This is a genomic window from Microbacterium sp., from assembly GCF_052099035.1.
GTDB lineage: Bacteria > Actinomycetota > Actinomycetes > Actinomycetales > Microbacteriaceae > Microbacterium.
This window is the reverse complement of the sequence record NZ_JBQDSX010000005.1, coordinates 30,410-50,652: the sequence shown is the minus strand read 5'-3', so window position 1 is coordinate 50,652 and position 20,243 is coordinate 30,410. Positions and strand designations below refer to the sequence as shown.

Annotated in this window: 20 protein-coding genes; 12 read left to right on the top strand and 8 right to left on the bottom strand. The window is 64.4% G+C overall.

The window, feature by feature from the left end; translation table 11 throughout:
- Window positions 1-107: 107 nt before the first annotated feature.
- The 7 genes from ACTIAO_RS02915 to ACTIAO_RS02885 all read right to left on the bottom strand — a co-directional run bounded on the left by ACTIAO_RS02915 (window position 108) and on the right by ACTIAO_RS02885 (window position 8,258).
- Complete coding sequence (locus tag ACTIAO_RS02915; protein WP_121657594.1) at window positions 108-1,196, bottom strand: DNA-methyltransferase; 1,089 nt, start codon at window positions 1,194-1,196, stop codon at window positions 108-110.
- 481 nt (window positions 1,197-1,677) lie between these two features.
- A complete protein-coding gene (locus tag ACTIAO_RS02910; RefSeq protein WP_121657593.1) occupies window positions 1,678-2,901 on the bottom strand; it encodes an IS256 family transposase in 1,224 nt (407 codons plus the stop codon).
- Between the two features lie 187 nt (window positions 2,902-3,088).
- A complete protein-coding gene (locus tag ACTIAO_RS02905) occupies window positions 3,089-3,457 on the bottom strand; it encodes a helix-turn-helix transcriptional regulator (RefSeq protein WP_420845820.1) in 369 nt (122 codons plus the stop codon).
- 651 nt (window positions 3,458-4,108) lie between these two features.
- The gene (locus ACTIAO_RS02900; protein ID WP_121657591.1) at window positions 4,109-4,525 is read right to left on the bottom strand and encodes a GlcG/HbpS family heme-binding protein; all 417 of its coding nucleotides are present in this window, start codon (window positions 4,523-4,525) and stop codon (window positions 4,109-4,111) included.
- Window positions 4,526-4,710: 185 nt separating this feature from the next.
- Window positions 4,711-5,214, bottom strand: coding sequence for an NAD(P)-binding domain-containing protein (locus ACTIAO_RS02895; RefSeq protein WP_183086088.1), 504 nt, complete (start codon window positions 5,212-5,214; stop codon window positions 4,711-4,713).
- Window positions 5,215-5,239: 25 nt separating this feature from the next.
- Complete coding sequence (locus ACTIAO_RS02890; protein ID WP_220700318.1) at window positions 5,240-6,679, bottom strand: MFS transporter; 1,440 nt, start codon at window positions 6,677-6,679, stop codon at window positions 5,240-5,242.
- Window positions 6,680-6,710: 31 nt separating this feature from the next.
- Window positions 6,711-8,258, bottom strand: coding sequence for an FAD-dependent monooxygenase (locus tag ACTIAO_RS02885; RefSeq protein ID WP_121657588.1), 1,548 nt, complete (start codon window positions 8,256-8,258; stop codon window positions 6,711-6,713).
- A 248-nt stretch (window positions 8,259-8,506) separates the two neighbouring features.
- Between ACTIAO_RS02885 and ACTIAO_RS02880 the strand changes: the two genes are divergently transcribed.
- The 9 genes from ACTIAO_RS02880 to ACTIAO_RS02840 all read left to right on the top strand — a co-directional run bounded on the left by ACTIAO_RS02880 (window position 8,507) and on the right by ACTIAO_RS02840 (window position 16,058).
- Window positions 8,507-9,496, top strand: a complete 990-nt coding sequence (locus ACTIAO_RS02880) for an AfsA-related hotdog domain-containing protein (RefSeq protein ID WP_121657587.1) — start codon at window positions 8,507-8,509, stop codon at window positions 9,494-9,496.
- Window positions 9,493-10,578: a 3-oxoacyl-ACP synthase gene (locus tag ACTIAO_RS02875; protein ID WP_121657586.1), complete on the top strand. Its 1,086-nt coding sequence runs from the start codon at window positions 9,493-9,495 to the stop codon at window positions 10,576-10,578. The genes ACTIAO_RS02880 and ACTIAO_RS02875 overlap by 4 nt, the downstream gene beginning before the upstream one ends.
- Window positions 10,575-11,573 carry a beta-ketoacyl-ACP synthase III gene (locus ACTIAO_RS02870; RefSeq protein ID WP_121657585.1) on the top strand — a complete coding sequence of 333 codons (999 nt, stop codon included), beginning with the start codon at window positions 10,575-10,577 and terminating at the stop codon, window positions 11,571-11,573. The genes ACTIAO_RS02875 and ACTIAO_RS02870 overlap by 4 nt, the downstream gene beginning before the upstream one ends.
- A gap of 27 nt (window positions 11,574-11,600) precedes the next feature.
- On the top strand, window positions 11,601-11,852 hold the full coding sequence (locus ACTIAO_RS02865) for a phosphopantetheine-binding protein (RefSeq protein WP_121657584.1): 252 nt from the start codon (window positions 11,601-11,603) through the stop codon (window positions 11,850-11,852).
- Window positions 11,852-13,084 (top strand): beta-ketoacyl-[acyl-carrier-protein] synthase family protein, encoded by a 1,233-nt coding sequence (locus ACTIAO_RS02860; RefSeq protein WP_121657583.1) that lies wholly within the window; start codon window positions 11,852-11,854, stop codon window positions 13,082-13,084. The genes ACTIAO_RS02865 and ACTIAO_RS02860 overlap by 1 nt, the downstream gene beginning before the upstream one ends.
- Window positions 13,081-13,785 (top strand): HAD family hydrolase, encoded by a 705-nt coding sequence (locus ACTIAO_RS02855; RefSeq protein WP_121657582.1) that lies wholly within the window; start codon window positions 13,081-13,083, stop codon window positions 13,783-13,785. Before ACTIAO_RS02860 ends, ACTIAO_RS02855 begins: the two co-directional genes overlap by 4 nt.
- Window positions 13,782-14,795 (top strand): 3-hydroxyacyl-CoA dehydrogenase family protein, encoded by a 1,014-nt coding sequence (locus ACTIAO_RS02850; protein WP_121657581.1) that lies wholly within the window; start codon window positions 13,782-13,784, stop codon window positions 14,793-14,795. Before ACTIAO_RS02855 ends, ACTIAO_RS02850 begins: the two co-directional genes overlap by 4 nt.
- Window positions 14,796-14,859: 64 nt before the next feature.
- Window positions 14,860-15,366, top strand: a complete 507-nt coding sequence (locus ACTIAO_RS02845) for a MarR family winged helix-turn-helix transcriptional regulator (RefSeq protein ID WP_121657637.1) — start codon at window positions 14,860-14,862, stop codon at window positions 15,364-15,366.
- Window positions 15,367-15,482: 116 nt separating this feature from the next.
- Window positions 15,483-16,058, top strand: a complete 576-nt coding sequence (locus tag ACTIAO_RS02840) for a 4'-phosphopantetheinyl transferase family protein (RefSeq protein ID WP_147439044.1) — start codon at window positions 15,483-15,485, stop codon at window positions 16,056-16,058.
- On the opposite strand, the gene ACTIAO_RS02835 is transcribed toward ACTIAO_RS02840, so the two are convergent.
- On the bottom strand, window positions 16,055-17,062 hold the full coding sequence (locus tag ACTIAO_RS02835; RefSeq protein WP_121657579.1) for an aldo/keto reductase: 1,008 nt from the start codon (window positions 17,060-17,062) through the stop codon (window positions 16,055-16,057). The genes ACTIAO_RS02840 and ACTIAO_RS02835 overlap by 4 nt on opposite strands.
- 84 nt (window positions 17,063-17,146) lie before the next feature.
- Between ACTIAO_RS02835 and ACTIAO_RS02830 the strand changes: the two genes are divergently transcribed.
- From ACTIAO_RS02830 to ACTIAO_RS02820, 3 genes are all read left to right on the top strand, one after another.
- On the top strand, window positions 17,147-18,115 hold the full coding sequence (locus ACTIAO_RS02830; RefSeq protein ID WP_121657578.1) for a quinone oxidoreductase family protein: 969 nt from the start codon (window positions 17,147-17,149) through the stop codon (window positions 18,113-18,115).
- Window positions 18,116-18,517: 402 nt separating this feature from the next.
- A complete protein-coding gene (locus ACTIAO_RS02825; RefSeq protein WP_121657577.1) occupies window positions 18,518-19,153 on the top strand; it encodes a hypothetical protein in 636 nt (211 codons plus the stop codon).
- Between the two features lie 12 nt (window positions 19,154-19,165).
- Complete coding sequence (locus tag ACTIAO_RS02820; protein WP_147439043.1) at window positions 19,166-20,008, top strand: hypothetical protein; 843 nt, start codon at window positions 19,166-19,168, stop codon at window positions 20,006-20,008.
- Window positions 20,009-20,243 lie beyond the last annotated feature (235 nt).

Genomic DNA, 20,243 nt, shown 5'->3' with positions numbered 1-20,243 from the left:
TAAGCGCCCGGCCACGCTGCGCGGCCCAGGGCTTCTGTCGAGATCACAGGGTTCGAACGCGCGACCCTCTGCCCCTCCGGAACCGATGAGTGCTCCCCCAGGGGCCGTCATGCTTGAGGCGACCGATCCATTCGAGCGCTGTGCAACGGCACATACTCTGCGTTCTTCTCCATCGCCAGAACCTGAAATCCCGCTCCAACTGCAGCTTCTACCGTGGTACCGGATCCCGCGAACGGCTCCAGCACGATGCCACCCGATGGAGCCACAAGCGTGACCAGCCACCGCATCAACGCCAACGGCTTCACCGTCGTGTGTGAGACCCCGAACGCGCGGGGCCGTTCTGTCGTTGAGGGTTTGTGGTCGAAGCGGAAGATGGGGAACTTCCGCGACAGCGACTCGCTCTGCCACGTCCCCGTTAATACATCCAGTGCATCCGCCTGACCCGGATCGAATGCGACGTTCGTCGGCCACCGTTCGTCAGCGAACCGTGCGCCGTCGATGTTGATCCCACCAACGCCGTGCTGGAGAACGTTGCGGACGATGCTCCCTTCCGCTGGTTTGCGGGCGATGATGATCGGCTCGAATGCCGGCCGCAACGCCGTTCCCCACCCCTCCCACTGTGCCGCGTCCTCGGTCACTGGAGTGCCCTTGGATAGGACCGTGCGGGTTGCGCCGAGTACCCCGTCACGATCGGTCGTCTGCACGACCCGGTCGGTGCGTTGCATGCCGTGGTGCTTGTCGATGGCGTGCGAGAGGTCCATGCTCTTGGGCATCCCCGTGGTATGCAGCCATGCAATCTGGTCGCGTATCTCGAACCCTGCATTCTCGATCCCGCGCACCATCCGGTGCCAGGTGCGTGCACCACCGAACGCTGCAACATACGCACCCGGCTTGAGCGCGTGGAGTGCTCCTGCAGCCCACGCCGTGCACCACGTCTCGAACACCTCCGGTGCACTCATCCCGCTCGTATCGATATGCGGAAGGGACTCGCGGAACCCGGAAGCGTCGTCCCATGCCTGCCCGTTGAAGCTCAACCCGTAGGGCGGGTCAGTGACCAGGGCATCGATGCTCGCCTCGGGTAAAAGCGGGAGGAGTTCGACCGCGTCCCCGAGATAGAGCGTCGCCCGCTCATCGGTGAACACCGGTTCGGGTAGTTCGGTCAGCGGCGCTCTGGTTGGCGGGGTGGGGTCGGGCATGACGGTGGCTCCCTGCTGTTCGGGGCCTGTCCGCGCTCGTGTGCGACGAACAGGCTCACCCAACAGGTACGGGCCACATCGACAGACCGAGCCCGCATAGCCCCAGCGTCGACGCCGTGCGAGCGTGAGTCCCAGCGGGCTAGATTTGAGGTCCGCAAGGTGCCTGCGCCTCGCTGATTCCCGTGCCAGATTTCTCCCTCACACGATCGGCAATCAACGATCAACGATCAACGATGACGAATCGAATCTGATGCGATCCCATCACCCATGCTGGCTGCGCCCACGGCGAACTGTTCTGCCGCGGAGTTTCAGAGATCTGTCGAGTCGGGATCGTTGCCGTCACGACTGACCGCAGAGCGGCGCGTCGAACGTTCTGATCATGACCCGCAGCCGATGACGCAGACCGCGCCAACTCCTGACACGGGTGACGTCCCGCTGAGTGGTGGAGTTTCTCGACACTGTGCGGGGTCAGCTTCTGTGATTATGCCGCGTTGAGTTCCGGGATTGCCACCTCCTCCTCGTTCGCGGTGAGGAGCTTCATGGAGTGCTCGGAGAAGTAGCGGCGGTCGGCGCCGTCCCATTCGTCGTGCTGCTCGATCAGGACGTGCCCGGCCAGGCGTAGGAGAGCTGCGGGGTTGGGGAAGGTGCCGACGACGTCGGTGCGGCGTTTGATCTCCTTGTTGACCCGTTCCAGCAGGTTCGTGGACCAGATCTGGCGCCAGTACTGCTGCGGGAAGCCGCAGAACGCGAGGATGTCGTCCTTCGCGTCTTCGAGCATGTCGGCGATCTTTGGATGCGACCTTGTTAGCATGCGCACGACCTCATGGAACTGAGCGAACACGTGCTCAGTGTCGGGCTGGGCGAAGATCGTGCGGATGATCGACGCGACCATCGGTCCGGACGCCTTGGGGACGTTCGAGAGGACATTGCGCATGAAATGGACCCGACAGCGCTGCCAGGCAGCACCCGCGAACACGGTCTCGATCGCGGAGATCAGCCCGGTGTGCGCGTCGGAGATCACCAGCTTGACCCCGCCGAGCCCCCGGGCCTTGAGCGAGCGCAGGAAGGTGGTCCAGAACGGCTGCGATTCGGTCTCTCCGACCTCGAAGCCAAGGACTTCCCGGCGCCCGTCGGCGGCAACACCGATCGCGACGACTACCGCTTGGGAGACGACCCGCCGGCCGACTCTGGCTTTGCAGTAGGTCGCGTCGAGGAACACATACGGATACGTGGTGTCAGCAAGCGGCCGGTCACGGAACGCTGCGACGTCCTCGTCGAGGTTCGCGCAGATCCGCGACACTTCGGACTTGGAGATGCCAGTGTCCGCGCCGAGCGCTTTCACCAGATCATCGACCTTCCTCGTGCTCACGCCGTGAACATACGCCTCCATCACCACGGCGAACAGCGCCTGATCGACCCGGCGGCGCCGCTCCAACAGCGACGGGAAGAACGATCCCTGACGCAGCTTCGGGATACGCAATTCCAACTCCCCAGCGGTTGTGGTGAGCGTGCGGGGACGGGTGCCGTTTCGTTGCGTGGTCCGCTCCGGAGAGCGTTCGAACGGGGCGGCGCCGATGAACGCGGCCGCTTCCGCGTCGATCAACTCCTGATAGAGCGTTTCCGTCGCAACACGGATCCGGTCGGTGACATCGGTGAGTTTCAGTTCCCCGAGAAGCTCGAGGAGGGCAGACTGGTCAAGAGCCATCGTGCGTTGTGTCCTTACGTTGAGATTCCTAGACAGTTCTCACTGACCATCGCACGATGGCTCACCCACGTCTACGACGCAGACAACCCGATCGGAATCTCCACCACTCCACGGGACGTCACCCTGACACGGCGCAACTCACTCAATGAAAGACCACCGTTACATGAGCGTGCGTAACGCATCGAAGCTACTGAGGATGCCACGCACTGGGCCGAGTATGCGTGGGCCGGCTCACGCGTTCAGCTAGATCTTCGGTTCCAGGGCGTTGAGCTCGTGCGATCGTGGCGTAGTCGCGTGGGCCCATCCCGAACTGCTTCTTGAACGTACGAGTAGCGATCTCCGGTCTCTCCCATCCCGCTAGCCCTGCCGCCTCCGCGACAGTTATGTGTTTCGTGGACAGAAGCTCCGCCATGCGGTTTGCCCGGAGCATGCTCAGATAAGCAGCAGGAGGTATACCGATCTGGTCGCGGAATAGTCGGTTGAGCTGCGCCCGCGAAAGCGAAACGGCTTGCGCGAGTTCGTCAGCTCGCCACCGACGCTCCGGCGACTTCTGCATCAGGTTGACCGCTTTGAGTACCTCGTCGCGGGGCCTGACTGGCGCTCGATGCTCTTCGGCTGAGAAGGGTGCTGTAGCGGCGAACAAATCCAGGACGATTGAGAACATCGCGCACTGGTGCTCTGCGCTGGCAGGCAACTGAGCCAGGCGCACCAGCCGTGGCGTGAGCGCTGTCATGGTCGCTGTCGGCAGTTGCAGTCGTTGCAGACCTGAATCTTCCTGGAGTGCACGGCGGACGTGATGCACGAGTGGGTGGCGGGCGCGCACCCATCGAATGTGATCGGCGGCGAAATCGGGTTGGGCGTACAGGGTGATAGTGCGTGTCCACCCGGCCGGGACCCCGTAGCATTCGAGCCTCGGAGGGATCGTGAGGACTGCGCCTTGCGCGAGAGACACGGTCTGTTCGGCCGTGAAGACCTCCGCCCAGCCCGACATTACGAAGACGATCTTGAGTGCTTCGGAGGCCACTGGCTCGGTCGCATCACTCGACGTGACGTCTCGTACTTGCAAGGGGACGCCTGCGTCGAAAAGTGCGCGCGTTGACAAGAACGTTACGGGAGCTATGGCTTTAGACGTGGAGAGATGACTCGATCAAGCTGAAATCGCCAGCATCGACGGTCTCTTTCGAGGCCCCACCGCTTTCGCGTTCTGCTACGGACGCATTTTCGCGGCAGTCTCGGATATGAACTGGTCGTCCGCTGGCGCGGGAGCACCGCCGACGCCCACGGCACCCAGGAGTTCCCCGTTCGCGGAACGGATCGGCACGGCGCCGGGCACAGCTGTCATCGGACGGCCCGGCCCACCCGCGTGGGCGAGACCATAAACAGCCTGGCCGGGCTGGGCCGCTGCTTGGAGTTCGTGGGTCGAGGCTCCTAGAGCGGCGGCGGTCCAGGCCTTGGACTGGGAAGACACCACGCTGCCGAGAGTGCTGCCATCCTGTCGGGCGAAGTGGACGAGGTTGCCGTGCCGATCGATGACGGCGACACTGATGTGCCATCCGTGTTGGATGGCGGTGGCGAGGGCCGTGTCGCTGATGCGGCGAGCGTCCTCGAGTGTCAGCTGGGTCATGCGGGTCTCCTTTTTCTCTCGTTGGCTTCAGGCGTTGTGCCAGGAGCCGGCTTCAGTGATCTTCTCGAGCAGTTGGTCGGCGGAGTAGTTCGTGATCCATCCCGGGCTTCCTGGCTGAATCCGTCAGCTCTCGTCGAGCGCTCCGATGTCGACCGGGACGAATCCGATCTCGTCGACGAACTCGGTCACTTGCTGCTTGCTGCTTGCCGGGCAGGTGGTCGCCTGCTACTGCGATTCCGCGCCGGCCCGGGGGATCCGAAGGCCGCGCATCTGCGGGGATGTCGGACCAGACGATGTGGTTGAACGCCTTGACCACGTGCGCTCCCGGCAATGCCCGTTGGACGTGTACTGAAGTCGGAACGCGGTCTCCTTCCACCGCGGGGATGACTCCGTCGCGGGGCGCGTAGTAGTTGGTGGCGTCGAGCACCACTCTTCCGGTCAGGTCGGCGACGGGGAAGGGATTCGATCGCATCGAAAGTCACCGCGATGACGACGATGTCGCCCTGGGATGCAGCCCCTGCGGTGGTGTCGCTGCTGGCCAACGGGCCGAGCTCGTCGACGACGGCTTGCAGGGTTTCGGGTCCGCGGCTGTTGCTGAGCACGACGGGGTGTCCCTGGCGCACCGCCAGTTCTGCGATGGCCTGGCCGATACGTCCGGCACCGGTGACGCTGATCGTTGATTTGGTCATGGCTGTTATGCCCATTCGAGTGGGTTCACTGGCTCTTGGCGGCCGCGGGCTCGGTCACCGTGTCCGTCGCTTTCGACGCTATGGCTGTGGCGGAGGTGCCGGGAAGGCATAGCGCTACGACGACTGCAACGGCGAGCACGATGATGCCGTTGGCGGCGATAGCGGTGGTCAGGCCGCCCAGGAGTGCGGTGGGGTCATCGGCAGCACGATTTCCGATGTTGATGGCGAGAATGGTCGCCATGATGGGCGTTCCGAGAGCGAGGCCGACCTGCTGGCTCGTGGTCGTTAGACCGGTGGCCAAGCCCTGTTCGTGATCGGGCAGTCCCGACGTCGAGGTGACGGTGTAGCCGACGATCGATCCGATGTGTCCGAGTGCTCCGATGACGATACCCGTCAGGACGAGCACGAGCGAGGCCAGGTTCGGACCCGCGAAGGCGAGCACGATCGATCCGACGCCCTGGAGGACTAGCGCAGCAACGACGAGCGCCTTCTGCCCGAACTTGCCGATGATCCGCGGGGTGAAGTTCGCGGCGACAACGGAGACGATGCCGATGACCGCGATCACGAGTCCGGTCAGGACCGCGTTGAGCAGGAGGACATCCTGCAGGTAGAGGGTCAGCAGGTAGGTCAGTGAGGACATCATCGAGAACGTCGTCAAGCCTGCGAGGTTGCCGAAGGCGATGGTGCGCTTCCGGAGGATCCGGACGGCGACCAGTGGTGCCTGCGCCCGCGATTCGACCCACCCGAAGGCGAGCAGGAGCACGACGGCTGACGCGAGCCAGGGGTAGGGGGCGAATGCGCTCAGCCCGGTCTCGCCGGCGATCGTGAGGCCGAATACGAGGGAGGCAAGAGCGGCGCTGATCAGTACCGCGCCGGCGAGGTCGAGGCGGGGACGCTCGTTGGGTCGCGATTCAGCGAACAGGATCGGGGTGAGGATAAGCACGACGATGGCGACCGGGATGTTGATGAAGAACGCCCAGCGCCAGCTCAGTCCACTGGTTAGCACACCGCCCAGAAGAGCACCGGCGGTGAAGCCCGCCGAGATCAGAGCACCGTTGATGCCCAGGGCGCGTGAGCGGCGGGGCCCTTCTTCGAACGAGGTCGTCAATAACGACAGCGCCGTCGGTGCAACCGCGGCTGCGCCGAAGCCCTGGACGATGCGTCCGGCGATGAGCAGCCAACTGGTGTCGGCGATGCCTCCGATGAGGGAGCCGAGGCCCAGCAGGCATATGCCCGCGATGAAGAACAGGCGCCGTCCCACCATGTCGCCCAGCCGTCCGAACAACAGTCCGAATCCGGCTGCTGGGAGGGCGAACGCCGTGATGATCCATTGCAGATCTTGCACCGGGATGCCCACGTCGCGTCCGATCTCGGGGAGCGCGACGTTGAGGACGGAGAAGTCGACGGCGAGGATGAAGCTCGCGCTCAGTAGGACGAGGAGTTTCCACCGTTCGCGAGCGGTCAAGTGTGTAGCAGCCGAAGTCGGCATGGTGTGTCTACCTTTCGTGTTTGCTGGTGTGCTGCGGTCGTGCGACTCTCGCGCCACCGATGACGCGCGACGGAATCTCGCCGGGGCAAGCGAAGCGCCCCTCTTCGATGACGTGCCCATCGGGTCGCACGAGGAAGTAGTGGGCTCGGCGCTCCAGCCCCAGCGACGAGGCAGGCGATGCGGTGCGCGCCAGATCGCGGACGACATGGTGTGTCCGTTGGGCAAGGGATGCGACGATGGCCTCCCACGCGCGCGGCTCAGTGGTGCCGGGCCAGAGGAAGAGCGTGTATCCGTGAGCATCGTGGACAGGCCAGCTTGACCACGGTGCGCGGTCCGGCACGTGGCCCGTGAACGATCGGAATCGTGTGCCCAGCCGGGATCCGCGGGGGGATGCGTCCGCATTGGGATACCTCGTGTCGAGCTGGGCGATGACATCGACGAGATTCGGTCGCTGTCGTTTCCGTGTCGCCAGGAAGATCTCGGCGTCGCGCTTGCGACTCTGGATCGGGCCTCGGGCTGCAGACCATCGCGCGAGCTTGCTGGAGGTCGCCGCGACCCGTCCTGCCGCCCAGCGGCGTTCGAAATCGTAACTGGATAGCAGCCCCTCCGCCGCCCTGGCCTCGAGCACGTGCGCAAGCTTCCAACCGAGGTTGGCCGCGTCCTGAAGGCCGGTGTTCATCCCTTGCCCGCCCGCCGGACTCATGACATGGGCGGCATCTCCGGCAAGCAGGACGCGCCCCTTCTTGAACCGCTCCGCTGTTCGGAAGCGGACGTCGAATGCCGTTGACCAATCGGGTTCGCGCACGTCAGTGACCATGCGCGTGTTCTCGGTGAGGACACGGCGGAAGAAGGCTCGGTCCGGCTCGGGGGCGTCGCTCGGTATCGACACGGCGATCCGCATCGTCTCCTCGGTGAACGGGGAGATACCGATGGCGGCGGAGTTGGAGTAGAAGTAGTGCAGCATCCGCGTGGACAGCGTGCCTTCGATGCCGGCGTCGCCGATCGCGAATCGCGCGGCGCCCGAGGGGCCGGTGAACTGAATTCCGGCAAGCTCGCGGACGGTGCTGTGCGCTCCGTCGGCTCCAACGACCCATTTCGCGCGGATCTCGTTTTCTCCAGCATCGGTGCGCACAGTCAGGTCGACGCCCGCAGTGTCCTGTGAGAGGCGTACGAGTTCACCGTCGCGTCGCAGCGGACCGAAGAGCGCCTCGTAACGGTCGATGAGCACCCGTTCGGTGACCTCCTGGGAGACCGCCAACCCAAACGGATAGGGGGCTTCTCGGATCGTGGAGAACCGCAGCTGACCTAGCTCTCCTCGATCGGAATGGAAGGCCACGCCCTCAATTGCACGGCCTCGATCCATCAATTCGTCGGCAACGCGGACTCCGTGTAGCAGCTCCAGCTGTCGTGGCCACACCACGGAGGCTCGGGAGTGCCGCACTGGCCTGCGCGCCTTGTCGACCATCTGCACAGACACGCCGCGTTGGGCAAGGTCGGTGGCGAGGTACAGACCGACTGGACCCGCACCGACGATCACCACGTCCACTTCGTTCATTGATATCCCTCGCTTGCTCGACAGTGCTCAATCATAGCAGAAGCCTGCTAGAGCATCGTAAGCTGCCATGTCCCCGTGACTCGTGTTGCACCCAACGCATTGGTAGCGACAGTGTTGCGCCCACGATTTGACACATGACTAAAAGCTGTGGACTATCAGTTCATTGATACATAACAGCTTAGGGATATCGGCCAGTCAGCAGCTGTCGCTCTGGGTGGCGGTCAAGTTGGCGCGAGGGGGGATGATTGATGACCAGTTCAGCAGTCGCCAGGAGCACACGAACGATCGACCGGAGATTGGTGCACCGGGCACAGGTACACGAGGTTTTCCTCACCGACGTGGAGGAGGGTGTCGGCTCGTTTCTGGCGCAGCTGCCGAGTTCGCACGCATACTTCTGCGACAGCACATCCATGCGCTATGGATTGGTCGACATCCTCACGCTCATGGAGGCCTGTCGTCAGGCGGCCACCGCAGCGGCACACCTTTTCTGGAACGTCGCCGAAGACCGGCAGTTCATCCTCACCAGATGGCGGGCCTCGTTCCCGGTGGCATCTCGGCCGCGCTACGGAATCGAGGCCGTCGATCTGCGAATGCAGGTCTCGCTGGAGAAGCCGCAGTTCATCGGCGCAATGCTCACCGGCGGCACCACGCGCGTATCGGTATACACCGCAACCGATGGGGAGGCTTTCGTGGGCACCCTCGAACTGAACGTGCGTTACGTCGGCAGGGAGGCTTACCAGTTCCTCCGTGCAGGGGCACGCGGCGGATCTCCGATGCCCACCAGCACAATGCGAGCGCCCGAGGGTGTCGCAGCTGATCCGAGGCAGGTGGGATGCACGCGGGAGGACAACGTGACCATCGGCCCCCCAACGGTCACCGCCGGTGGTGGCCACGCCACGCTGCGCTTGCCATTTCACAACCGCAGCATGTTCGACCACGCCCAGGATCATGCGCCCGCGATGGTTATGGTCGAGGCCGCGCGCCAGCTGGTGCATGCGACTTGTCCGTCAGTGCCCGCGGCTGGCTCCCTACTCACCGAGGTCGGCGGAGACTTCAGCACCTATGTCGAACTGGACACTTCCACTCATCTCGTCGCAGCCGTCCGGGAACCGCAGAGCTTGAGCCTTCCCCTGACGACCGACGTCCAGATCAGTCAGGACTCGCAGCCCGCAGCGTCAATCGTCCTGACCTTTGACAGTCCCACCACCAACACCAGTCGGAAGGAGGACCGGCCATGAAGATCCCGCCGGACATTTCCATCGCGGGGGTGCGCACCGCCCCGGCCCCGACGGTCACCACGGCGACCGCTCTCGAGGAGGGCAAGGTTGCGCGTCTGGTCGCCGAGACCGTCGGCGCCCGCCAGTTACCTGCAGCGACCGAACCGGGAGCTCCCCGGTTGGCGATCGACGCGGCTCACGCTGCACTCGATGGAGCCGAGATTCATGGTGAGGACATCGACATCCTCGTGCACGCGTGGATCCACCACCAGGGCCACGACTTCTGGTCGCCCGCTCATCACATCGCCCATGAGATCGGAGCCGTCCACGCTCTGCCTGTCGGCGTCCAGACGATGTGCAACGGCGGTGAAACGGCCATCGAGATTGCGGTCGCACGGCTCGTCTGCGATCCTGACGCGACTACTGCCCTGGTGACGACCGCTGACATCTTCGCTGGAGACTTCGACCGCTGGAACAGCGACTCATTCCTCTGGTATGGCGACGCCGGCACGGCGCTCGTGTTAACTACCGAGCCTCGCCCCGGCCACCCCAAGCTCCTGGCTTGTGCTGCGACTACCGTCCTTGACGGCGAAGGGCTGCACCACGGTGACGACCCCTACACCTGGGCTCCAGGTCAGCACGGGGACATCTTGGACGTGCGACGCACGAAGAAGGCCTACCTCCGGTCAGGACGAGGTGATGGCTTCAACACGAGCATGCGAGACGCACTCCAACATGTCATCCGCACTGCCGTCAGCGATGCAGGCCTCAGCCTCGACTCGCCGCGACTGCGCTACCTCGCACTGCCGCGCGTGGGACGCAAAGTCATCGGCGACCTTTACGTGCCCGCGGTCGAAAATCTCACGCATGCTGAAATCGTCTACCTCGGCGATGACACCGGCCACCTCGGCGCCGGCGACACGCCTGCCAACCTCAATGATCTCCTCGCGCAGGAGAACCACGCTCCTGACGATATCGGCCTGTTTGTCTGCGCTGGAGGCGGCTTCACTGTCTCCTGCATCGCGGTCGAACTCGGCGTACTTGGGGCCGCGACCGCTCACTCTGTTGCCGACACCTCTATGAAAGCAGGACTCGCACCATGACCCTCGCCGCCGTCATCGCCGCCACAGGCTCAGCTGTACCCGCGCACGTTGAGACCAACGACATGCTCGCTCAGCGTCTGGACACATCTGACGAATGGATTCGGAAGCGGACCGGGATCGGTCAGCGTCACGTCGCCACGACCGAGACCACCGCCGACCTCGCCGTTGCAGCGGGCCAGCAAGCGCTCGAAGCCCTCGGCTCCGATCTCGAGATCGACCAACTCATCCTCGCGACCACCACCCCAGATCGGGCCTGCCCGGCGGTTGCCCCCGAAGTGGCCTACCGTCTCGGCCTCGGAACCATCCCGGCCTACGATGTCGCCGCGGTCTGCAGCGGATTCCTCTTCGCCCTCCGTACCGCGCGCGACGCTATCCTGGCCGGCACTTCGCAGCGGAGCCTTGTCATCGCCTCCGAGACGTTCACGCGCCTGCTCGACCCCACAGATCGCGCCACCGTGGCGATATTCGGTGACGGAGCGGGCGCTGTGGTTGTTGAAGCCGGCGATCCGGAAGCACCCGGAGCCGTGCATGCCATCAGGCTTCGTAGCGACGGTGCGCTCGCCGATCTCATCACCGCTAACGGCAACCCGACCACGCTGGACGGCGCCGACGAGACGCATGACCCCTACTTCCATATGCAGGGCCAGGCCGTGTTCCTACACGCGGTGCTCAACATGGAGGAAATAACCCGTCAGACGCTCGACACCGTCGGCTGGGACGCCGACAGCATCGCGCATTTCGTCGGTCACCAGGCGAACGCACGCATCCTTCATGCCGTCGCCGACCGCCTCGACATCGACGCCATCAAGGTCAGCCTCCATCTCGAACGCGTCGGCAACACTGCCGGTGCCTCGATTCCGCTCGCACTGGACGACGCGCTTCGCCGCGGTCACATCCGGCCCGGCGAACGCATCGCCATGGCCTCGTTCGGAGGCGGCGCGACCTGGGGCGCGGCAGCGATCAACGCCCCCACATTGCCTTCCTCGGCCTCTTGAGCAAGACCCAACGAAAGGAAACACACCGTGTCCAACATCACCACCCTCCGCGACGGCTTCATCTCGATCCTCACCGACAAGTTCGGCGTCCCGGCCGAGGAGACTACCAACGGTGCAGTCACCCTCGACGAGCTCGGACTCGACTCGCTCGCCCTCGTCGAACTGCTCCTGGATCTGCAGAAGAGGCTTCACGTCTCGATCGAGCAGGGGATCATCCTTCCCGAGCACGCCCTCGACGAGACCGTCGCTCTCATCGAAGAGCGAAAGGGTGAGTCCTGATGGGTGCGATCCTGCCTGATGTCGCCGTTACCGGCATCGGGATGATCAGCCCAGCCGGGATCGGGAAAGACGCGAACTGGGCAACCATCCTCGCCGGGGTCGGAACCGCAGCCAGGCACGAGAGCATCGCCCGTCATCGACAGCGTCGACCCGTCGCTCGGGTTCCGGATTTCGATGTCCGCAAGGCCATTGGCGCGTCCAAGGCGTGGCGGCTGGCTCGGTTTGTGCAGCTGGCGATCATCGCCGTGCGCGAGGCGATCAACGACTCCGGGCTCGACCTCGACGCTATCGAGGGCTCGCGCATCGGTCTCGTGTTCGGCAACTCTCTCGGCGGTACCGATACCTTCGAAACCGCCACGGAGGCTCTGCTGACCGAGGGGACTGAACACGTCTCGCCGATGCTTGTTCCGATGTGGATGCCCAACATGGTCGCGGGCTCTCTCTCGATAGAGTTCGGCATCCGGGGGCCAGCTCACGTCGTGGCGACCGCATGCGCGTCCGGTGCGACGGCCATCGGGCATGGTCGGCAGCTCCTGCGCGACGGACGATGCGACCTCGTCGTGGTCGGCGCGTCGGAGAGCGCCCTCTCGCCGACCATCCTGGCGGGCCTGGCCAATATGGGAGCGCTCGTCGATCCATCCATCGAGGCGTCCGAGGCCTCACGTCCGTTCGATAGCCAGCGCGGCGGCTTCGTTCCTGCCGAAGGAGCCGCCGCGCTCATCCTCGAACGCGCCGGAGATGCCCGTGCGCGCGACGCGCGGGTCTACGCCCATGTGGCCGGGTATGGGGCCAGCACGGACGCGCATCATGTCACCGCACCCCGACCTAACGGGCAAGGATTGGAAGCGGCAATCCGGGAGGCGGTGGAAGGCGACGCCGGGCTCGCGCTCGTCGACATCGGCCACGTCAATGCGCACGGCACGTCGACCCCACTCAACGACGCCTCCGAAGGCGGCGCACTGCACAGACTCTTCGGTGACACGGTTCCGGTTACGTCGGTCAAGGGCGTCACCGGTCATCCACTGGCCGCCGCCGGAGCGATCGAGGGAGCCATCGCGGCCTTGACCATCTATCACAGGCAGATCCCGCCCACCGCGAACACCAGCGACGTAGACCCGGCGATCCCAATCGACGTCGTCACCGGTTCAGCGCGCCCCTTGGACTCCGGTGCGGTGCTATCGGTTTCGGCAGGATTCGGCGGTCATAACGCAGCGGTGGTTTTCACGCCATGATCCAACTCGTCGCTACGGAGCCTACCGAGACTGGGAGCGCCGCTTTTTTCGATGTCGACGAGACCCTCATCGACATGAAGTCCATGCAGTCCTTCCTCGACTACTACTTCGAGGATCAGACCCGCGGCCTGCCCACGCCCTGGCAACGGTTCCAGCGCACCGTCGCTGGGCTGCCGCGTGAGGAGGGGAACCGGGCGTACTACCGGCTCTGGTCAGGTCAGAAGCTCTCTGACCTGACCAGAGCCGGACGGGCCTGGTTCGAACAGCACATCCATCGCCCCGGCTTTCTCATTCCAGCCGCCCTCGACGCGGTGCGCGAGCACCGCCGCGCCGGCCGGTTGGTGTTTCTCGTGTCTGGTTCCTTCCACCCGTGCCTTGATCCACTCGCGTCCTTCCTGGATGCCAGCGAGGTCTTCTGCACCGAGCTTGTGGAAGAAGGCGGTGTCCTCACCGGGGAGATCGTGCGCTCACGCATTGGAGAGGGCAAACGACTTGCCGTCAAAGAGGCGGCGGCCCGCTATGGGCTCCGACCGGACCATACCTGGGGATACGGCGATCACATTTCCGACCTTCCCATGCTTACCGCCGTCGGCCACGCCGTGGTGGTGGGCTCCGACCCGCAACTGATCCGAATCGCTCACGAGAAGCGGTGGCCCACCATCGCCGCAGATGAGCGAACCGAGACGGACGGACACAAGTGAGCAACACGAACACATACGGTGATCAGCTCATCGAGACCCTACTCAACGCAGCCAATGAGCTCCACGACGAGACCGGCGTGCCCATGCCCGTGATCGCCGATGCCATGTATCTCGGCTGCGGGATCCCGCATTCCATCTTCGGAGCGGCCGAGCCGGAGACAGCCTCTCGCCCCGAGCAGCACGAAACTGACGTGCCCCCGATCCGAACACTCGGCCTGATCGGAGCCGGCACCATGAGCCAGGGCATTGCGCGTGCAGCCATACACGCCGGAATTGACGTGTGCATCGCGGCCCGCGATCCGAAGCGCGCAACGGCGGCGAGCGACGCCGTGCTTCGAGACGTCTCCGGCGCCACCGCGCATGTCGCTTCGAGTCCCCATCTCGAAACGCTCGCAAGTGCAGACATCATCGTCGAGGCGATCAGCGAAGATCTCGCCGGCAAGCAGCGGGTCCTCTCCGAGGTCGAGCGAGCGGTGCCAGAAGCCATCGTCTTGGCGACAACGACGTCCAGCCTCGCCATCGACGACATTGCCTCTGCTTTGGCGGACCCCCGCCGACTCGTAGGGATGCACTTCTTTAATCCGGCAGATCGGAATCGGCTCGTCGAGCTCGTGGCGGGGCCCGCGCCGCAAAGTCACCAGAGACGGGCGCGCCAGCTTGCCACTCAGCTCAACAAGCACCTCGTAGAGGTTCCCGACACGCCCGGTTTCATCGTCAACCGCGTGCTCATTCCCTACCTCAATGCAGTTTTCGATTTTGTGGATCGGGGAGCACCGCTCCGAGAGATCGATCTCGACATCCGACGACGCTACCGACTTCCGGTCGGCCCGGCGCGCCTGGCAGGCATCATCGGCAGCGACGTCGTCCTCGCCATTCAAACGTCCCTCCACCAAAGGCTTGAACGGCCAGACTTGCGGCCAGCGCGTGCACTACAAGCGTTGGTCGATCGTGGCGTGCTCGGCAACAAGTCCGGTCACATGTTTCCGGCGGCGTTGAACGATGGGGCTTGAGGATGTGCACCTCGTCACGACGTGTCACACTTCTGTCTTGCGACAGAGACTGTATGCTAGGAAGATGCCTGCGACTCAGACATCTCAATGGAGTGATCCGAAGCTCTCACCCCCCCGACGCGGCGAGAAGGCGTTCGCGCAAGACCTTGACGCACGGCTTGGCACGTATGTGAAGCTGGCCGAGCAAGCGATCATCGCGGAGAAGTCCGTGGCCCTTCGCGACTATGATCTCAGTGTCGCTCAGTACGCAACTATGATGGCCTTGTATTACGTGCCTGGACAGTCGGCTGCGCAACTCGCGCGCACGGCACTGGTTACGCCGCAGACGATGGCCAACGTCCTCTCCAAGCTCGAAGGCAAGCGCCTCATTGACCGAGTGCCCTCGGATGTTCACAGTCGTGTCAATGTCGTCACGCTTACCGCTGCGGGCGAGGCCCTAGTGCTCCGTGCCGATGAAGGCGCCCGCAATGTTGAGCAACGCCTCCGTGACGAATTCACCGCCGATGAAGGCGACCAGCTACGCGGCCTGCTCCGCCGAGTCGCCGTCGTGCTGCGAGGCGAGGAGGCATAGATGCACGCCTCGCGCGTGACGTCGACGCGCGCCTGACCCACGCCATCCGGCTGGTTCGTCGGGCGCGCGTCGATGTTGCCGCCTTCATTCTCTCCGATGAGCAGTCCCTGCAGCTCGTGACCGGGATCGACGTGCATGAGGACGACCTGCGGCATGCTGCGCGGAAACGCCCCGCGTTCCGACACAGATCTCTGGCCGCAGCTTGGGTGCTCCGCACAGGCATCCGCGCTTGGAACGAGCCTCGCCGGGCGGACATGCGGCGCGATGGTCGTGGACGCCCGTACAGCACCAGTGGGCGGCCCCGGGTCTCCGTCTCCCATGACGACCTCACCGTCGCCGTGGCTTTCTCCGCTGAACATCCGGTGGGCATCGACGTTGAACCCTGCTCCCGGAGCGTCTCGCCGGCCGTCATCGAACTTCTCGCGCCGCTCGCCGAGCGCGACGCGCTCACTGCGTGGACCGCATACGAAGCGATCGCCAAGGCCGACGGCCGTGGCATCGGTCTGCCCATCGGTCATCTCACGCATATTCCGGGCTCCGCGCGATGGCGCGTAACCGGCGGCGAAGAGTACGCAGTCGTTCATCGCGAGCTCATGACCGACTCACTACTGGCCGTCGCGTGGAACAACGAGACCCCGCCCGTGCTGGCAATCGCCACAGTCGACGGGATCTCGCAACCTTCAATTCCCTAGTATCGCGAGCCCACCGCGGCAGGGACGTCATCCAAGCGCGTCCGCTCGGACGTTCCGAGGTTGACCTCCATCGCGGCGAGATTCTCCGCCAGGTGAGCGCTCCGGCGCGTCCCCGGGATCGGGATGACGTGCTCTCCCAGGTCGAGCACCCACGCGAGGGCCACCTGGGCGGCCGTCGCCCCATGCGTGCGAGCAATCTCCTGGACCGTGCCAGTGATGGCGCTGTTGCGCTCGAACGCCTCCGGCGCAAATCTAGGATTCGTCTTCCGGAAGTCGCCCTCCTCGAATTCGCTGGGGCGGAGGGTGTTCGTCAAGAACCCACGACCCAACGGGGCGAACGGCACGATCGATGCGCCGCGATCGCGAGCCCATGCCACAACGTCACCCGACGCCTGATCTGCCCCTCCGGCAAAACGGGCGCTCCTAGCTGAGAGCCCCTCGCCGAGGGCGTCGCGCGTCCACAATGACAGCTCTGACTGGATCGCGGTCACCGGGTGGATGTTTTGAGCACGAGAAGCCTGGTCGACGGTGACCTCCGACAAGCCGAGCCAGCGCACCTTTCCGGCCTTGACGGCCTCCGCCAGTGCACCCCAGCTCTCCTCAAGAGGGACGTCCGGGTCCACGCGATGCAAGTAGTACAGATCTAGAACGTCCCGCCCGAGATTCCGCAGGCTCTCGTCAATCTGCCGTCGCAGCGCCTCCGGCGACCCGTCTCGATGCATCGTGCGCGCCTCCAGGTCGTCGACGACGATCCCACCCTTGGTCGCAATGACCACATTCCGACGGCCCGCCAGGGCGCGACCGACAAGTCGCTCGTTGTGGCCGTCGCCATAGATCCGCGCCGTGTCAAAGAAGTCGACGCCTGCGTCCACAGCCGCAACGATGGCCGCCTCGGACTCCCGGTCGTCTCGGCCGCTCTCGTTATAGCCCCAGCTCATCCCCATACAGCCCAGCCCCAGCGCGGTGACAACGCGGCCGGTCGAGCCGAGTTTACGTCTCTTCATGCGTTCTCCTCCAGCAAGTAATCCAATAGCAGATGCCTGATACAATACAGTAGACATAGATGAAGCAGATATAGGAGACTGACTATGAAGGCAGTTCAGATCACCAGCTACGAAGGACCGGGCACTCTGGAGTACGGCGACGTAGCTGAGCCCACTCCCGCGGCGGGCCAGGTCTCGCTCGACGTCCGTTTCGCGGGCGCGAACTACGTTGAAGCCTTGTTCTCCGAAGGATTGGTTCCCGACCTTCCGGTGCCGTGGGTGCCGGGCATCGAGGCATCGGGAAAGGTCCGTGCGTTGGGTGAGGGCGCGGAAGGACTCACCGTCGGTCAGGACGTCGCAGCACTGACCATCAACGGCGGCGGTGCCTACGGACAGGTTGCCGTCACGAACGCTCATCTCGTCGCTCCTCTTCCGGAGGGCCTTAGCATCTCCGAGGCCGCTGCGGTGCCCTCGAACACCACGACCGCGCTCATCGCCCTCGAGCTCGTCGCCCGCCTCACCGAGGGTGAGAGCGTCCTCGTCCAGGCGGCCGCCGGAGGGCTCGGATCCCAGTTTGGCCAGGTCGCCAAGCACCTCGGAGCCGGACGAGTCGTCGGCGTCGTCGGCAGCGAGGAGAAGCGCCAGGCAGCCCTCGATCTTGGATATGACGAGGTGTGGCTGCGCAAGGACCTCGCTGAGCAGTCCGCCGACCAGTTCGACGTCATCGCCGACCCGGTCAGCGGCCCCGCCCGCGCCACCTGCATCGACCTGCTCCGTCTCGGCGGGCGGCTGCTGGCAGTAGGCGATGCCGCTCAGGCCGACGACCAGCAGATCAGCAGCAATGCCCTCTGGTTCGGAGGCAAGGGCGTGATCGGCTTCAACCTTGGCGCCTTCGCGGCAACCAAACCCGCGGTCGTCGGCGGTTTCTTCCGCCGCGCGCTCGACCTCGTCGCCAACCATGCCGTTAAGGTGCATGTGGCAGACACCGTGCCGATCCAGTCGGCACCGGCTGTACTGATGGAACTGCGCGGCGGACGCACCGTCGGAAAGACCGTCTTCCAACACGAGTTCTAAGTGTGAACGGGTCTCGGGATTGGCCGAGGCTCGAGACCCCCTCGGACAGCAGATGCATCCGTCGTAGCAGCAGAGACGCGATCAAGAGCGGAAAGTGATCGGAGCGCCGAATCTGAATCTGACCGTACGCTTCATGTCCCCACCAGTGAAAGAACCACGAAATCCATGAGTCACACTTCGAGTTGTGAGACAGCCACCAGCTACACCTGTGCATGCCCTTGTGGCGGCGCCCGGCACGGCGGTGTCCTCATCGCGGGTCTGCGCACGACAGCTGAGACCACCCGCGCAAAGGCGAAGCAGTGGGCTGAGCCCCGACGGTGGGAGAACACCGAACCGGCGGTTAGGCAGACAGGTGCCAACAGCACCTTTAGAGAACGTCGGCCCGCACTCACCGGCGTCATCATGGAACTGGTTCTCGCCCTCATCGATCAAGCAAAGAACGACGGCGAGATCGATGCCGTGGAGATTCTCGCGACCGAGATCTCTGACGAGATCGCCGAAGAGATGGAGAAGCGACTCTCCAACGCAGGACCTGGCGGGAAGAAGAGTCGCCACCTGTGGTGCGTCGTGATCGCGGCGATCTGCCACGTGTACGACGAGATCGGCGACTTCGCGAATACGTCTACCGAGGTTCTTGTCGCCCGCGTCATGCATCTCTTGCGTGAGGCGACTTCCGAGTCTCGGACTGACGAGGCCGAGGTCACGGACATCTACCGGCAGCGCTCAGGTGTGGCCCGGGCATTCGAGATCGATGAATATGACTGGCTGGGTGCGCTCATCGAAAGAGCGCTCAAGGCCGTCGTCGCAGCGATCACATCGATGGGGGAGGAAGCAGCGATGAAGTATGTCCGTGTCATTGGCGCGATCATCTGCCCTGATCCAGACCGACACCCGGTGGTCGTCAAGCACTGTGTCTGGCCGCTCCTCAACGGCCCGTTCCGAGAGGTGCTCGCAGATTCCGTCACCGCTGAAATGCGAACGTGGATCCGAAACGCCTACGCCGTCATTCCGCCCAGCACGACCACATACAATCCCTGACAAGGAGCCCCCATGCAAACAGCCCGCGTAGACGGCGAAGGCGAGATCAGCGCCGCCGCACTCGCGCGTTATAGCCCCGCAGAGCGGGCAACCTATCGCGGGCGCCTGACCTGCCCTGACCGGTCCTGCGGAGCGACCGTTCACTTCCGCTCCCAGAGCGTCAACGGGCAGCCTGCGTTGTTCTACTCGCACGACCACGTCGAAACCTGCGCAGAGAAGTCCCCGGACACGAAGAGCGCCGTCTTCGAGGCGGAAAGGAGAGAAGACGAAGCCATCTGGAACGATGCCAGCGAGCTTGTACTCCGACTCGACACTTCTGATCCCGGTATGGCGTCTACCACTGACTCCGACGGCCCCGCTGGTGCGCGGCCCGGCCTTCGGCACGATCCTCGACACGGGAATCGCCAGACCCACGCCACTTCGATCGGTCTTCGCCCGCTCCTTCGGCGGCTGCGCGACGACCCCGCATTCAGAACGTCCACAATGCCGCTGACCTTGTCCGACGGCACCCAGAGCACTGTCCGGGACGCCTGCACACACGTCTCTGACTACGTCCCAACGCCAGGACGTCGACGCATCGTCTGGGGTCCGATAGTCCGGGCTCCCTACGGGTGGATCAACAGTGGCCTCCGGCACGAAAACCTCCCCGCCGTGCGGATACCAGACACACATATCCGGGAGACGCTTGAGCGCGCACACGTCAAACAGTTCGCCGACCTCGATCCCAGCTCCGAGTACTTGTTCGACTTCATCGTCGAGGGAGGTTTCGGCGAGACCGAAAACGGCACGCCCTGGGTGACGATCGAGAGCGCGAACCATCTCGCCCTTCTACGCAAACCAGCGCCGGGAAGCTAAGTCGACAGCCGCAGCTGGCCTCCTCGCTTCCGGCAGCGTGCCAGCTCGGTGCAAGCTGGACGGCACGGTCAAGTCAGTCTCGTCGGGGGCGCCACTACGTCTCTTGCGGCCCAGGATTGCTTACCTTCTCCCGGTCCATCTCTCGCTGTTCGGGGACCAACGCGCCGTGCATCGGTGAGGGTTTCAATCCCCGTGATCTCGCCGTACTCACGCGTGCGTGGCTGCTCCGCGCGGT

Bases quoted from the DNA above. Each gene is read 5' to 3' on its own strand.
- ACTIAO_RS02900 (WP_121657591.1), bottom strand. From the start codon at position 4,525: ATGACCCAGCTGACACTCGAGGACGCTCGCCGCATCAGCGACACGGCC.
- ACTIAO_RS02875 (WP_121657586.1), top strand. From the start codon at position 9,493: ATGAAGATCCCGCCGGACATTTCCATCGCGGGGGTGCGCACCGCCCCG.
- ACTIAO_RS02895 (WP_183086088.1), bottom strand. From the start codon at position 5,214: ATGACCAAATCAACGATCAGCGTCACCGGTGCCGGACGTATCGGCCAG.
- ACTIAO_RS02915 (WP_121657594.1), bottom strand. From the start codon at position 1,196: ATGCCCGACCCCACCCCGCCAACCAGAGCGCCGCTGACCGAACTACCC.
- ACTIAO_RS02880 (WP_121657587.1), top strand. From the start codon at position 8,507: ATGACCAGTTCAGCAGTCGCCAGGAGCACACGAACGATCGACCGGAGA.
- ACTIAO_RS02885 (WP_121657588.1), bottom strand. From the start codon at position 8,258: ATGAACGAAGTGGACGTGGTGATCGTCGGTGCGGGTCCAGTCGGTCTG.
- ACTIAO_RS02860 (WP_121657583.1), top strand. From the start codon at position 11,852: ATGGGTGCGATCCTGCCTGATGTCGCCGTTACCGGCATCGGGATGATC.
- ACTIAO_RS02845 (WP_121657637.1), top strand. From the start codon at position 14,860: ATGCCTGCGACTCAGACATCTCAATGGAGTGATCCGAAGCTCTCACCC.
- ACTIAO_RS02870 (WP_121657585.1), top strand. From the start codon at position 10,575: ATGACCCTCGCCGCCGTCATCGCCGCCACAGGCTCAGCTGTACCCGCG.
- ACTIAO_RS02855 (WP_121657582.1), top strand. From the start codon at position 13,081: ATGATCCAACTCGTCGCTACGGAGCCTACCGAGACTGGGAGCGCCGCT.
- ACTIAO_RS02835 (WP_121657579.1), bottom strand. From the start codon at position 17,062: ATGAAGAGACGTAAACTCGGCTCGACCGGCCGCGTTGTCACCGCGCTG.
- ACTIAO_RS02830 (WP_121657578.1), top strand. From the start codon at position 17,147: ATGAAGGCAGTTCAGATCACCAGCTACGAAGGACCGGGCACTCTGGAG.
- ACTIAO_RS02825 (WP_121657577.1), top strand. From the start codon at position 18,518: ATGGAACTGGTTCTCGCCCTCATCGATCAAGCAAAGAACGACGGCGAG.
- ACTIAO_RS02910 (WP_121657593.1), bottom strand. From the start codon at position 2,901: ATGGCTCTTGACCAGTCTGCCCTCCTCGAGCTTCTCGGGGAACTGAAA.
- ACTIAO_RS02820 (WP_147439043.1), top strand. From the start codon at position 19,166: ATGCAAACAGCCCGCGTAGACGGCGAAGGCGAGATCAGCGCCGCCGCA.
- ACTIAO_RS02905 (WP_420845820.1), bottom strand. From the start codon at position 3,457: ATGCAGAAGTCGCCGGAGCGTCGGTGGCGAGCTGACGAACTCGCGCAA.